Below are 14,395 nucleotides of genomic sequence, written 5' to 3'. Positions count from 1 at the left end.
AACTAGGGCAGTTCAAGGGCAAGTCAGGAATGGCTTGCGTCCGGAATTTCTCCGAATAAGGCAGTTGGAAGAGGTCAAATGGTCGTTTCGCTTTCGCGCCGGGGGGAAGTCGAGCCGTTCCACGCCATGGACATCCTGGCCGAAGCCAACCGGCTGAAGGCTACCGGCGTGCCCGTGGTTTCGATGGCGGTCGGCCAGCCGTCGGATCCGGCGCCGGCCGGTGTCCGACAAGCGGCGGCGGCGGCTCTGAGACATGGCCGCATCGGCTATACCGACGCTCTGGGTCTGGCCGATCTGCGCAAGGCGATCGCGGCGCATTATGGCGAGCATTACGGGATCGACATCGCGCCGTCGCGCATTGCCGTCACGACCGGCTCGTCGGCCGCCTTCAACCTCGCTTTCCTGGCAATGTTCGATCCGGGCGACCGCGTCGCCATCGCCGCACCCGGCTATCCCGCCTACCGCAACATCATGGCCGCGCTAGGCATCGAGATCGTCGAGATCGAGCTCGGTTCGGATGCCTACATGCATGCCGAGCACCTGAAAACCGCGCATTGCGAGAAGCCGCTGAAGGGCGTGCTTTTCGCCAGCCCCGCCAATCCGACCGGCGCGGTGATTCCGGCGGCTGAACTTGCGGCGCTGGTGAAGACGGCCGAGGAACTCGGCATCGCCGTGATCTCGGACGAAATCTACCACAGGCTGGCCTATACGGCACCGGATGTCACCGCTCTGGCGCATGGCGCCGGCGTGACGGTGATCAACTCCTTCTCGAAATATTATTGCATGACCGGCTGGCGCATCGGCTGGATGGTGCTGCCGGAAGAACTGGTGCGGCCGGTCGAGCGCGTCGCCCAGAGCCTCTACATCTCGCCGCCGGAATTGTCCCAAATCGCGGCGATCGAGGCGTTCAAGGCGACCGAGGAGCTGGAAACGGTGAAGGCGCGTTATGCCTGGAACCGCGACCTTCTGATGAAACGTCTGCCGGAGCTCGGCTTCGCGCTCGCCGCACCGATGGACGGCGCCTTCTACGCCTTCTGCGACGTCACTCGCCATACCAATGACAGCATGGCTTTTGCGCGCAAAATGCTTGCCGAGGCGCATGTCGCGGCGACGCCCGGCCGCGATTTCGACCCGCTGCAGGGGCACCGCACCATGCGCTTTTCCTATGCCGGCAGCCATGACGACATGGTCGAGGCGCTGGCGCGCATCGAACGCTGGCTGAAATAGAAGCCATGCCGGAACTCGAGCAAGCATTGGCGGAAGTGGCCGCCGAAATGGCGGAGCGCACAGACCGCGGCGAGGTGGCAACCTACATCCCGCAACTCGGTAAGGTCGATCCGAAGAAATTCGGCATCGCCGCCGTCGCCAATGACGGTCGCGTCATCCTTGCCGGCGATGCGGATCAACCCTTTTCGATCCAGAGCGTGTCGAAAGTCTTCACGCTGACGCTCGCGCTCGGCAAGGTCGGCGATGCGCTCTGGCATCGCGTCGGCCGCGAGCCGTCCGGCAATCCGTTCAACTCGATCGTCCAGCTCGAGCACGAGAACGGCATCCCGCGCAATCCGTTCATCAATGCCGGCGCCATCGTCGTCTCCGACGTCCTGCTCGCCGGCCATCAGCCGCGCGAGGCGATCGGCGAAATCCTGCGTTTCATCCAGTTCCTCGCCGATGACGAGACGATCATCATCGACCGCGACGTGGCGGCATCCGAGCGGGCCACCGGCTATCGCAATTTCGCCCTGGCCAACTACATGAAATCCTTCGGTAATCTCCATCATGCGCCGGAACTCGCGCTGGGTGTCTATTTCCACCATTGCGCGATTGCCATGAACTGCCGCCAGCTTGCCATGGCGGGCCGCTTCCTCGCCAACGGCGGCATGAACCCGGCGACCGGGCATTCGGTCGTGTCGGCCGAGCGGGCACGCCGCATCGGCGCCCTGATGCTGACCTGCGGCCACTATGACGGTTCCGGCGATTTCGCCTTCCGTGTTGGCATCCCCGGCAAAAGCGGTGTCGGCGGCGGCATTCTCGGCATCGTGCCCGGAGTGGCTTCGCTTGCCGCGTGGTCGCCCGGCCTCAATGAGAACGGAAACTCAAAGCTAGGCTCCATCGCCTTGGAGAAGCTCGCCCGGATGATGAACTGGTCGATCTTCGCGCCTTAAAAGCAATTCCAGGAAAAGTGCGCAGCGGTTTTTGCGTTGAAGGCTGCCGGCGAAATGAAAAATCCCGCGCCGGATGCGGCGCGGGATTCTTTTAAAAGGTCAGTCTAACGATCTGAAAGATTTAGAAAAAACCCTTGCGCTGCCACCAGCCGGCGCGCTTCGGCTTGTCTTCCGTCTTTGCCTCGTCGCTTACAGTCGACGACACGACGGGAACAACCGGCGCATCGATCGACTGCGGCTTGCGCCGCGCCGGACGTGCATTGGCGGCCGGCTCCGCCTCGGCAACGGCCGCCGCCGGCTCCGGCTCGGCGGCCACGGGCGCGGCCTGGGCTTCCGCCACAGGTTCGGACACCGTCTCGGCCACGGCTTCCTCGGCAACTTTTTTTGCTCTCGAACGGCGGGGCTTCTTCGGCTTCTCGACTGCCTCGGCATCGTCATTAGCCGCCGCCGGAGCGGCAGGTTCTTCAGCAGGGGTGGCGGCTGATGGCGCAATGACAGCGTCCTCGCCTTGCGCTGCTTCACCCTCGATGTCGCCGCCAGCTTCGCCGGCAACCGCCTCGGAAGCTTCGTCATCATGGCGGTTGCGCTTGCCGCCGCGCTTCCCGCGCCGGCGCTTCTTGCCGGAACCGTCGTCGGCAGCGGCCACCACGACCTCGCCGCTGGCGGTCACCTCCTCGGCGGCCTGTTCCGTTGCATCGTCATCGGCTTCGCCAGCTTCCGTCGATGCAGCCGCGGCATCTCCATTTTGCTCGCGGTCGCGATCCCTGCCGCCACGCCGCCGCCGGCGCTTGCGGCGCTTGCGATCCCGGCCTTCGCCGTCCTCGGACCGCTGCTGCTGGCCCTGCTGCGGGTGGCGCGGCTGTTCGACCTGGACCGAAACTTCCTCTTCCTCCTCGACGACGATCTCGTCCTCGGGCTCCTCCGGCTCGACATAAGCCGGCAGACTGCGCACCTCGACAAAACCCTCCGGCTTTTCGGCAACGGCGCTGCGGAAGATCGCGTAGTGCTGGGTGCCGAGCGTTTCATCAGACTCGATCGTGATCGTCAGGCCGAAGCGGGCTTCCAGCTCCACCAGGTTCGCGCGCTTGTGGTTGAGCACATAAAGCGCGGTCGCGGCGGGCGTGCGCACGATGATGTGGCTGCGCGAATCCTTAAGCAGGAATTCCTCGATCGCCCGCACGACCATCAGCGCCACGGAGGAATCGGAGCGCACATGGCCGGTGCCGCCGCAATGCGGGCAGGGCTTCATGGTCGATTCCAGCACGCTGGCGCGGATGCGCTGGCGCGACATTTCCATCAGGCCGAAATGCGAGATGCGGCCGACCTGGATACGGGCGCGGTCGTTCTTGAGGTGATCCTTCAACCGCTTCTCGACGGAGCGGTTGTTGCGGTTCTCTTCCATGTCGATGAAGTCGATGACGATGAGGCCGGCAAGATCGCGCAGCCGCAACTGGCGCGCGACTTCCTCGGCCGCTTCCAGATTGGTGTGGAGTGCGGTCTCCTCGATCGAATGCTCCTTGGTGGAGCGGCCGGAATTGACGTCGATCGAAACCAGCGCCTCGGTCTGGTTGATGATGATGTAGCCGCCGCTCTTCAGCGTCACCTGCGGCTGCAGCATGCGGTCGAGTTGCGCCTCGATGCCGTTGCGCACGAAAATCGGCGTGGTGTCGCGGAACGGCTGAACCACCTTGGCGTGGCTCGGCATCAGCATGCGCATGAAGTCCTTGGCCTCGCGGTAGCCGTCTTCGCCGGAGACCAGGATTTCGTCGATATCCTTGTTGTAGAGGTCGCGCACCGAGCGCTTGATCAGGCTGCCTTCTTCATAGACCAGGGCCGGGGCGGACGATTGGAGCGTCAGGTTGCGGACGTTTTCCCAAAGCCGCATCAGATATTCGTAGTCGCGCTTGATCTCCGCCTTGGTGCGGCTTTCGCCGGCGGTGCGCAGGATGACGCCCATGCCCTGCGGGACTTCGAGGTCGGCCACGACCTCCTTCAGGCGCTTGCGGTCCTGCGCGTTGGTGATCTTGCGCGAGATGCCGCCGCCGCGCGCCGTGTTCGGCATCAGCACCGAGTACCGGCCGGCAAGCGAGAGATAGGTGGTGAGCGCCGCGCCCTTGTTGCCGCGCTCTTCCTTGACCACCTGCACCAGCAGGATCTGGCGGCGCTTGATGACTTCCTGGATCTTGTACTGGCGGCGAACCGGCTTGCGGCGGTTGCGAATCTCCTCGAGCGCGTCTTCGGCGCCGACCGATTCGACCTCGTGCTCGTCCGAATGCGAGGCCGAGACATCCTCCAGCATGCCGCGATCGTTGTCGCTGGCGGCGGCCTCGCCGGTCTGCTCGGGCTGATCCGCCTGAGGGACCGCCTCGGAAATCACATCGGCTTCGACGCTCGCGGCAATCGAGGTGGAGCCACCTTCGGATGGCTTGCCATCCTCGTCGTCCGTGGCGTCGTCGTCGCCAGTCTCGGCGCCGGGTTCTTCAGCCGTTTCCGATGCGGCCTCGACGGCCTCGGAGACTGTTTCGGCATTCTCTGCCGGGGCATCGGCGGTCTCGCCGCCGGCTTCATCGCTCCCGGCAACCTCGGCGGCGGTTTCGTCAACGGCTACGGCCTCGGTCGGGCTTTCCTCATTTCCCGAGGAAGCGTGCCTGTGCTCGCCGCGGTCGCGGTTCTTGCCGCCGCGCCGACGGTTGCGCCGGCCGCCGCGATCGCGCGCCTGCTGCTCTTCGCCGCTATCGGCCTCCTCGTCGTCTTCGTCCTCGGCCTCCTGCGCTTCGGCGCGCAACAGAGCCTGACGGTCGGCGACCGGGATCTGGTAGTAGTCGGGGTGAATTTCACTGAAGGCGAGAAAACCGTGACGGTTACCGCCATATTCGACAAACGCCGCCTGGAGGGAAGGTTCGACCCGGGTTACCCGAGCGAGGTAGATGTTTCCTTTGAGCTGCTTCTTGTCCTGAGATTCAAAGTCGAATTCTTCAATGCGGTTACCGCGAACGACGACAACGCGTGTTTCCTCCGGGTGGGAGGCGTCTATCAGCATTTTGTTGGGCATTATTTTGTTTCCTGCCGGCAGCCGACAGCCATAGCTGGCGTGGCAGAGCCCGCCGCTGTGCGTCTGTATGTGTGTGCATGCCGGATAATTGAATGTCCGCCGGCCGCCGCTTGAGCGCAATGGCGGTGCCGCCCGCAGCCAATATGGCGCGGTTTGATGCGGACCTTTCCATGATTGCGCTTGAAGCCATCGGCACCCAGCAGAACCTTTTGAACCAAAGCCCGGGTAGAGCCGGACCAGCTTGTTTGCTCACTAAAGAGCCGGCGCGGGGTAAACCCGGCCGTTTTCCTCACGCAAGCGATTCCCCCGCCACGAGGGCACGCCTACGAAAATCGTCGCGACCACCTGAGCCTGGAAGGGTAAAGGAGCCGCCTTTGCATCCGACCTATGGCAGGAAACTGCTGAGGCGAGCGGTTCCAGGATTGCAGTGATCCAACGTCGCTTTTATGATTTGGCGGGATGGAAGGCAACCCCGATTTCGGATGCCGGCAAAAAGCGCTTCCGCAGGGGAAGTTGCCTTCGTCCACTCCATGAAAGGCTTGGTTAACCTTCTCTGAATACCAATCGTTAATCGAGTTGGCGGCCTGACAGGCACTCTGCGAGAAGACCGGGCGCAATGCGCCAAACCGGGAGCGACTGGAAAGAGATGGGACTGGCAGGCATCGCAGACAAGAGAGCTGGGGCCGCGGCGCATTTCCCGCGCGTGGCCTGGGCCGTCTTGCTGCTGGGGGTCCTGTTGTGTTTCACGGCCGCCGCGCGCGCCGACGCCCCCCTTGGCGCGACCGGCTACAAGATGGCCGGCGACGCCACCAGGATGCGCATCGTCGTGAACTTCGACCGCGAGCTGGACGTCAAATGGTTCCTGCTGCGCGGCCCCAATCGGCTGGTCGTCGATCTGCCACGCGCGCGGTTCGCTCTTGATGCCAAGGACCTCAAGCCGCGCGGCCTTGTGCGGGCTGTTCGCTATGGCGATCAGGGACATGGGTCGCGCCTGATCCTCACCGGCAAGGGGCCCTTCACCGTCGACAAGTTCGACGTGCTCGAGAATGACGACGGCAGCGGCTACCGCATCGCCATCGATATTTCGGCAGCTTCCGAGCGGGAGTTCGACGACGCTCTGGCCAACCAATCGCTGACGACCGGTTCGACGGTTTCCACCCAAAAGGGCGAACGGGTCGGTACCGGTCCGATCTCGGCGCCCGGCCATCGCTTCACGCTGGTTATCGACCCGGGCCATGGTGGCGTCGACGGCGGCGCCGAAAGCTCCGCCGGCACGGTCGAGAAAGACGTCACGCTCGCTTTTGCCAAGGAGTTGCGCGACAAGCTGGCCGCGACCGGCAAATACGACGTCTACATGACGCGCGACGACGACGTGTACCTGCCGCTCGACGAGCGCGTGCGCATCGCCCGCCAGCACGAGGCCGATCTGCTGATCTCGATCCATGCCGATACGATCGCCGTCAAAGGTCTTCGCGGCGCCACCGTCTACACGCTGTCGGACAAGGCCTCCGATCCGCAGGCCCAGGCGCTCGCCGACCGAGAAAACCTGTCCGACCAGTTCGCCGGAATGAAGATCGAGGACGACAACAAGGAAGTCACCGACATCCTGATCGACCTGATCCGCCGTGAAACCCATGGTTTCTCGATGAGCTTCGCCCACACGCTGGTCGGCCAGCTGTCGACCAGCGTCGGCCTCATCAACAACCCGCAGCGCTCGGCCGGCTTCAGGGTGCTCAAGGCTCCGGACGTGCCGTCCGTTCTGGTCGAGCTTGGCTATCTCTCCAACGCCAAGGACGAAGCGCAACTGCTCAATGCCGACTGGCGCGGCAAGGCTGCGCAAAGCATATCCAACGCCGTTGCCCTGTTTGCCGCGGCCAAGGCCGGAACCGCGACGGGTGGCTGAGCGGCCGCACCCGCTCACAACCGCCGGACGTCTACAACCACAAGCAGCGTTGCATGACGACAACACCCGGCGTTATTATCAAGGAACCGAGTCCTCAAATTTCGCGCTGCCGTATTTTGTCCACATGGTCGCGACATGGGTCTGTGATTGCGGATTGGGACCGCCTCGGGAAGCTTGCGCGACTGTCGGCTTCGTTTAGGAAATTCCCGAACCTCGGACTGGAGCGGGCATGATTCGTCTCATCGGCTATTTCTTTGGCATCGGCACGACGCTGGCGCTGCTGGTGGCTGCCGGTGTCGCAATCTATATCAGCCATGTGGCGAAGGACCTGCCCGACTATGAGGTGCTGGCCAAATACGAGCCGCCGGTAACCACGCGCATTCACGCCTCGGATGGCTCGCTGATGGCCGAATATGCGCGCGAGCGGCGTCTCTATCTGCCGATCCAGGCCATCCCCGACCGCGTCAAGGCCGCTTTCATGTCGGCCGAGGACAAGAACTTCTACAATCACCCCGGTATCGACATCACCGGCCTCGGCCGCGCCATCATCGTCAACCTGCAGAATCTTGGCTCGGGTCGGCGCCAGGTCGGCGCTTCGACCATCACCCAGCAGGTGGCGAAGAACTTCCTGCTCACCTCGGACCAGACTTATGAGCGCAAGATCAAGGAGATGATCCTGGCCTTCCGCATCGAGCAGGCCTATTCCAAGGACCGCATCCTCGAGCTTTATCTCAACGAAATCTTCTTCGGCTTCGGCGCTTATGGCGTCGCGGGTGCGGCGCTCACCTATTTCGACAAGTCGGTCAACGAACTGACGGTCGCGGAGGCCGCCTATCTCGCCTCGCTGCCGAAGGGCCCGAACAATTATCATCCCTTCAAGCATGCCGATCGCGCGATCGAGCGCCGCAACTGGGTCATCGACCAGATGGTCGAGAATGGCTACGTGACGCGCGAGGAAGGCGACAAGGCCAAGGCCGAGCCGCTCGGCGTGACGCCGCGCCGCAACGGCTCCTATCTGTTCGCCGGCGAATATTTCACCGAGGAAGTCCGCCGCCAGATCATCGCCCGCTACGGCGAAAACGCGCTCTACGAGGGCGGCCTGTCGGTGCGCACCACGCTCGATCCGTCCATTCAGCTTATCGCTCGCAAGTCGTTGCAGAACGGCCTGCTCAAATACGACATGCTGCGCGGCTATCGCGGGCCGGTGAAGCATATCGACGTCTCGGGAGACTGGGGCGTGCCGCTTGGCAATGTGAAGGGTCTCGAGGACGTGCCGGAATGGACGCTTGCCGTCGTGCTCGACAGCTCGGCTTCCGGCCTGACTATCGGCCTGCAGCCGGCGCGCCAGGCCTCCGGCGATCTCGTCAAGGAACGCGTCCAGGGCACCGTCAGCAAGGACGACATGGGCTTTGCCATGCGCCACTTCGTCAACGGCAAGTCCGTCAGGGCGAAATCTCCGGCTGACGTGCTGGAGCCCGGCGACGTCGTCTTCGTGCAGAAGAATGACGGCTCTGACGACACCTACATGCTGCGCCAGGTGCCGGAGGTCGAGGGCGGCCTCGTCGCCATGGACCCGCATACCGGCCGCGTGCTCGCCATGGTCGGCGGCTTCTCATACGCGCAGTCCGAATTCAACCGCGCGACCCAGGCGATGCGCCAGCCCGGCTCCTCGTTCAAGCCGATCGTCTATTCGGCGGCGCTCGACAACGGCTATACGCCGGCCTCGGTGATCATGGACGGCCCGATAACCATCCAGAGCGGCAACACCACCTGGACGCCGAAGAACTATGACGGCACGGTCGCGGGCCCGGCCACCTTGCGTTCCGGCATCGAGAAGTCGCGCAACCTGATGACGGTGCGGCTCGCCAACGACATGGGCATGAAGCTGGTCGTCGAATATGCCGAGCGCTTCGGCGTCTACGATCATCTGGCACCTTACCTGCCGATGGCGCTGGGTTCCGGCGAAACCACCGTTATGCGCATGGTGTCGGCCTATTCGATCATGGCCAATGGCGGCAAGTCGATCAAACCGTCGCTCATCGACCGTATCCAGGACCGCTACGGCAAGACGGTGTTCAAGCAGGACGAGCGCGGCTGCGAAGGCTGCAACGCCACCGACTGGAAGAACCAGCCTGAGCCGGAACTGGTCGACAATTCCGAGCAGGTGCTCGACCCGATGACGGCCTACCAGATCACCTCGATGATGGAGGGCGTCGTCCAGCGCGGCACCGGCGCCACCGTCGGCGAGCTCGGCCGCCACATCGCCGGCAAGACCGGCACGACCAACGACGAGAAGGACGCCTGGTTCATCGGCTTCACCCCGAACCTCGTCGTCGGCCTCTATATGGGCTATGACACCCCGCGCGGCCTTGGCCACGGCGCCACCGGCGGCGGCCTGGCGGCCCCGATCTTCAAGGATTTCATGCGCATCGCGCTCGACGGCAAGCCGAACACCGACTTCCAGGTTCCGGACGGCATGAAGCTGATCGCCATCAACCGCAAGACCGGCATGCGCGCCGCCGAAGGCGATCCGAACACCATCATCGAGGCTTTCAAGCCCGGCACCGGTCCGGCCGACAGCTACTGGGTGATCGGCATGGGCGCCGATGGCTCGAACGGCTCCGGCGGAGGGCTGTCGCCGCAAGCCAACCAGGCCATCCAGGACGGCGGCGGCGGCCTCTACTGACGTTACCAGGGTTCGAAATGGGCCGGCAGTTAGCGCCGGCCCATTTCGCTTTACAGACCGCGACGGCGTGCCTATGTATCGCGCCTATCCCGCAAAGACCGAAAGAACAGGACAGAACGAAAAGCCATGCGTGCGGAAACGCTCAACATTGTCGACGAGATCAGGCAGGCGATAACCCTGCTGAGGAGGCATCTTTGACTGGGATCCGGCTGTAAAGCGGCTTGAGTACCTGAATTCGCGCGCCGAGGATTCCAGCCTCTGGAATGATCCGATCGAAGCGCAGAAGCTGATGCGGGAGCGCCAGGAGCTGGAAGAAGGCATTGCCGCCGTCAAGGGAATGACGCAGGCGCTGGAAGACAATATCGGCTTGATCGAGCTCGGCGAGGAAGAGGGCGACGAAGGCGTCATCGCGGAAGCGGAGGCGGCGCTGCGCTCGATGCAGGGCGAGGCAAAGGCCCGCCAGGTCGAGACCCTGCTTTCGGGCGAAGCCGACGCCAACGACACCTATCTCGAAATCCATGCCGGCGCCGGCGGCACAGAGAGCCAGGACTGGGCCTCGATGCTCTTGCGCATGTACACGCGCTGGGCCGAGCGCCGCCGCTTCAAGGTCGAGGTGCTGGAAGTCCATGACGGCGAAGAAGCGGGCATCAAATCCGCAACCGTGCTGATCAAGGGCCACAATGCCTATGGCTGGATGAAGACGGAATCCGGCGTCCACCGTCTGGTGCGCATTTCGCCCTATGACAGCAACGCGCGCCGGCACACCTCCTTCGCCAGCGTCTGGGTTTATCCGGTCATCGACGACACGATCGAGATCGACGTTTCCGAATCCGACGTCCGCATCGACACCTATCGCTCCTCCGGCTCGGGCGGCCAGCACGTCAACACCACCGATTCGGCCGTACGCATCACCCATATCGCAACGGGCATCGCGGTCGCCTGCCAGGCCGAGCGCTCACAGCACAAGAACAAGGCCAAGGCTTGGGAGATGCTGCGCTCGCGACTCTACGAGGAAGAGTTGAAGAAGCGCGAGGCGGTCGCCAATGCCACCGAGGCGTCGAAGAGCGATATCGGCTGGGGCCACCAGATCCGTTCCTACGTGCTGCAGCCCTATCAGCTGGTGAAGGACTTGCGCACCGGCGTTGAAAGCACCTCGCCGTCGAGCGTGCTCGACGGCGACCTCGACGAGTTCATGGAAGCCTCGCTCTCGCATCGCATCGAAGGCGGCGCGGGCGAAGCGGTGGCGGACCTCGACTAGGGCTGCGCTTAACAGGGGCGGAGGAAGCCGGTGTCTCGAACACTAGCGGGAAAATGCTTTTGCGGCGCCGTCCGCTATGAGGTAGCGGACGAATTCGTTTACGCCGCGAACTGCCATTGCTCGAACTGCCGGCGCACGACGGGCTCGGCGTTCAAATCCTTCGCCGGCATCGAGCGCGACAAGTTCCGTCTCACCGCGGGCGGCGACAGGTTGCTGATCTTCGGCGAGGAGAGCGGCCATGACGCGCATTGCGGGCAATGCGGTTCGCTCATCTATTCATTGGTGCGTGAGGGTGCCCACGTCCATATCGCCATGGGAACGTTGACGGACGATCCAGGCATTCGCCCGACTGCACATATCTTCGTCGGCTCCAAGGCGCCATGGTTCACGATTGCGGACGACCTGCCGCAATATCGTGAACATGTCGACGACTGACGGCGGGAACCTCCGTCAGCAGAACTTCGTTCTTAGGCACCTTGCTCGCAGGCTTGTCGTCTGGTTCTCATTAGGCAAGCCGCGCGCCCTTTTCTTTGGCCGATGCTGAAGCCGGTGCGCTCCGAGGCGCGCTCACTTCTTGCGCCGGCCAAGGAATCAGCTCAGCTTTTATGCTGGGGTTAAAAGCATTTATGGCCGGATGCGGCATATCTGCGACCGACGATCCGGCCACTGGGAAGATACGTTTCGGGAACGGGCAAGCGAAACCGCTTGATGCTCGAAAGGAATGCTTCGATGTCTGCTGCCAAATCAAGATCGGCCCAAGCCGTTCGACCGGCTGGCCGACTTTTGTTTTCCCTGTTCGCGACAGGGGCGATCGCGGTGCTGAGCGCGCCTGCCATTGCTCACGACGCCAAACCCACGGCGGTGTTGCCGCAGGGCTGGAGCTACCCATTTGCCTGCTGCGCCAATTACGACTGCAAAGAGGTGCCGCAATCTTCGATCAGCGAGCGGCCCGAAGGCTACGTCATAAAAGGCACCGGCGAGGTGGTGGCTTATGCCGACAAGCGCATCAAGAACTCGCCTGATGGCGAGTACCACTGGTGCGCCCATCAGGCAGGGCTCGATGCAGGCAAGACCATCTGCCTGTTCGTACCGCCGCCTTCTTACTAGACTTCGCGACGCAAACGCGAAGCGTGCAGGAACTTCGAGCACGGCAGGATATCTGCCGAAGCTGCCGGCAGACAGTTGTCAGGATCGCTTCTTTATGTTGCCCTGCCGCCAGGGGAATTCCGGCGTGGCGGCGGACAACGGAGAGGTGATTTGATGACGATCAAAGGAAGCTGCCACTGCAAGGCGACGACGTTCGAGGTTTCGGAAGCGCCGCAGACCGTGACGCAATGCACATGCTCCTTCTGCTCCAAGCGCGGGTCGCTCTGGGCCTACTACGTTCCGTCGCAATTCAAGCTCACCAGCCCGCCTGAAAACGTGACCTTCTACAAATGGGGTTCGAGAACGGTCAAACACGGCTTCTGCGCCACCTGCGGATGCGGCACCTTCACCGAGACCCCGGACTGGTCGACCGGCGAGCCCGATTTCGACAATCCCAAGATCAGCGTCAATTCCCGCCTGTTCGACGATTTCGATCTCGACAAGGTCGAGGTTGTGGTCATCGACGGCAAGAACCTCTGGTAGCCCGCCGGCTGGGTTGCCGGCTCGGCGAAAAGCCGCTGCAGGTGCTTTTCTCGTTCCGCTTTTCGCCGTATTTCATGCTACAAGGCACGCGGAAGGGCTGATTTGGCGCGGCCGCAAAGGCCGTGAATCGAGAGGGACCACTTTATGAAAAAGACTGTGCTCGTCGCCGTGGCGACGGCTGTACTGGTGAGCGCCTGCACCACCACCGATCCGTATACCGGCGACCAGAAGATCTCCAACACGGCGGCCGGTGCCGGCCTTGGGGCGCTGGCAGGCGCCAGCCTCGGCCTGCTCGCCGGCGGCAATGACCGCCGCAACGCCCTGATCGGTGCCGGCATCGGCGCGCTGGCCGGCGGCGCGATCGGCGCGACGATGGACCAGAACGAGGCCGAGCTTCGCCGTCAATTGCAGGGCACCGGCGTCAGCGTCACGCGCAGCGGCGACCAGATCATCCTCAACATGCCGTCCGACATCACCTTCAATGTCGACCAGGACGCAGTGAAGCCGGGCTTCTATCCGGTGCTGAATTCGGTCGCGCTGGTGCTGAAGAAGTTCCGCCAGACCACGGTGGACGTCTTTGGCCACACCGATTCGACCGGCGGCGACCAGCACAATTTCGATCTGTCGCAGCGTCGTGCGCTCGCCGTCGCCAACTACCTGTCCGGCCAGGGCGTCGATCAGCGCCGCTTCGCCGTCACCGGCTTCGGCAAGACGCGCCCGATCGCATCCAATGCGACAGCCACCGGCCGCGAGCAGAACCGCCGCGTCGAAATCCAGCTGTCGCCGCTCACCTGAGAAAAAAGGGCGCAGCGACACGGCAAAAACGGCCCCGCACGGGGCCGTTTTTATTTGGCGTGCGTCCAAGGAGGGGTCGAAGGTCTTAGGACATTAGCTTGCCCTAATTGATACTTTTCCAGAACCACGGAAGAGACTACCATTCTGCTGTTCCAGAGGGATGGGGTGGTCAATCGGCCGCGCAATCAGCATCTGCCGCCCCGGTCTTGCACGGCCAGATCAAGGGAATCTGGGAGGAATACATGACAAGAACAGCTCGTCTCGGGCGCTGCGGCGTCCTCGTTTTGACTGGTCTTTTCGGAGCCTGGCTCGGCGCTGTCGCGGCCCAGGCCGAAGACGCCAACAAGGCCGATATCGATGCCCTGAAGAAGTCGCTGGCCAAATATGAGGACTACACGGCCGCGGTCCGCGACCTCTATTTGTCGACCGTCGGATGCGTGCACTATAGCGGCGAGAAGATAGACGGTGCGATGTACTATCCGAAGGGCGCCATGGGCATTCATTTCGTCAACGTCCCGAGCATCGGCCGGCCGCTCGACCCGATGAAGCCCAACGTCCTGATCTACGAGCCGACCAAAAAGGGCTTGAAACTGGTCGGCGTGGAATGGCTGGTGCCGCTGACGCCGGACACCAAGGAGGCCCCGACACTGTTTGGCCAGAAATTCATGGGGCCGATGGAGGGGCATTATCCTCTCATCCCGAGGGAGTTCGTCCACTACGACCTGCATGCATGGCTGTTCAGGGACAATCCGAACGGCATGTTCACCCCGACGAATCCGAACGTAAAATGCAGCAAGGCCGAATTTCCGATGCTGGAGAAGCCGACCAAGATGATGCCGGGGCCGATGTGATACATCGCCTTTTCCGGCGAAGCGTCGGCAAAAAAGAAACGGCCCCGCTTAGGGGCCGT

Annotated in this window: 11 protein-coding genes; 10 read left to right on the top strand and 1 reads right to left on the bottom strand. The window is 63.1% G+C overall.

The genetic code is table 11. From position 1 onward, the window contains the following. Positions 1-78 precede the first annotated feature (78 nt). Together RFM68_RS13875 and RFM68_RS13870 are read left to right on the top strand one after the other, a co-directional pair. The gene (locus tag RFM68_RS13875; protein WP_320233544.1) at positions 79-1,227 is read left to right on the top strand and encodes a pyridoxal phosphate-dependent aminotransferase; all 1,149 of its coding nucleotides are present in this window, start codon (positions 79-81) and stop codon (positions 1,225-1,227) included. A gap of 5 nt (positions 1,228-1,232) precedes the next feature. Continuing rightward, positions 1,233-2,162: a glutaminase gene (locus tag RFM68_RS13870; RefSeq protein ID WP_320233543.1), complete on the top strand. Its 930-nt coding sequence runs from the start codon at positions 1,233-1,235 to the stop codon at positions 2,160-2,162. Between the two features lie 121 nt (positions 2,163-2,283). On the opposite strand, the gene RFM68_RS13865 is transcribed toward RFM68_RS13870, so the two are convergent. Beyond that, positions 2,284-5,214, bottom strand: coding sequence for an Rne/Rng family ribonuclease (locus RFM68_RS13865; RefSeq protein WP_320233542.1), 2,931 nt, complete (start codon positions 5,212-5,214; stop codon positions 2,284-2,286). A gap of 616 nt (positions 5,215-5,830) precedes the next feature. Between RFM68_RS13865 and RFM68_RS13860 the strand changes: the two genes are divergently transcribed. From RFM68_RS13860 to RFM68_RS13825, 8 genes are all read left to right on the top strand, one after another. Further along, the gene (locus tag RFM68_RS13860) at positions 5,831-7,117 is read left to right on the top strand and encodes an N-acetylmuramoyl-L-alanine amidase (RefSeq protein WP_320233541.1); all 1,287 of its coding nucleotides are present in this window, start codon (positions 5,831-5,833) and stop codon (positions 7,115-7,117) included. A gap of 229 nt (positions 7,118-7,346) precedes the next feature. Then, on the top strand, positions 7,347-9,803 hold the full coding sequence (locus tag RFM68_RS13855) for a penicillin-binding protein 1A (RefSeq protein ID WP_320233540.1): 2,457 nt from the start codon (positions 7,347-7,349) through the stop codon (positions 9,801-9,803). 126 nt (positions 9,804-9,929) lie between these two features. Continuing rightward, positions 9,930-11,061, top strand: a protein-coding gene (gene prfB, locus RFM68_RS13850; RefSeq protein ID WP_320233539.1) for a peptide chain release factor 2 whose coding sequence is annotated in 2 segments (ribosomal slippage) — positions 9,930-9,995 and positions 9,997-11,061 — 1,131 coding nt in all. Because the reading frame shifts where the segments join, the coding sequence is not laid out codon by codon here. Positions 11,062-11,091: 30 nt separating this feature from the next. After that, a complete protein-coding gene (locus RFM68_RS13845; protein WP_320233538.1) occupies positions 11,092-11,496 on the top strand; it encodes a GFA family protein in 405 nt (134 codons plus the stop codon). 294 nt (positions 11,497-11,790) lie between these two features. Further along, complete coding sequence (locus RFM68_RS13840; RefSeq protein ID WP_320233537.1) at positions 11,791-12,168, top strand: hypothetical protein; 378 nt, start codon at positions 11,791-11,793, stop codon at positions 12,166-12,168. 153 nt (positions 12,169-12,321) lie between these two features. Beyond that, on the top strand, positions 12,322-12,690 hold the full coding sequence (locus tag RFM68_RS13835; protein WP_320214026.1) for a GFA family protein: 369 nt from the start codon (positions 12,322-12,324) through the stop codon (positions 12,688-12,690). Positions 12,691-12,834: 144 nt separating this feature from the next. Then, the gene (locus RFM68_RS13830) at positions 12,835-13,485 is read left to right on the top strand and encodes a YiaD family glycine zipper/OmpA-like lipoprotein (RefSeq protein ID WP_320233536.1); all 651 of its coding nucleotides are present in this window, start codon (positions 12,835-12,837) and stop codon (positions 13,483-13,485) included. Positions 13,486-13,727: 242 nt separating this feature from the next. After that, the gene (locus RFM68_RS13825) at positions 13,728-14,336 is read left to right on the top strand and encodes a hypothetical protein (RefSeq protein WP_320233535.1); all 609 of its coding nucleotides are present in this window, start codon (positions 13,728-13,730) and stop codon (positions 14,334-14,336) included. Positions 14,337-14,395: the final 59 nt, after the last annotated feature.

Source organism: Mesorhizobium montanum (genome assembly GCF_033977145.1).
GTDB lineage: Bacteria > Pseudomonadota > Alphaproteobacteria > Rhizobiales > Rhizobiaceae > Mesorhizobium > Mesorhizobium montanum.
Note: the sequence above shows the minus strand (reverse complement) of the source record. Positions and strands in the feature narration are given on the sequence as shown.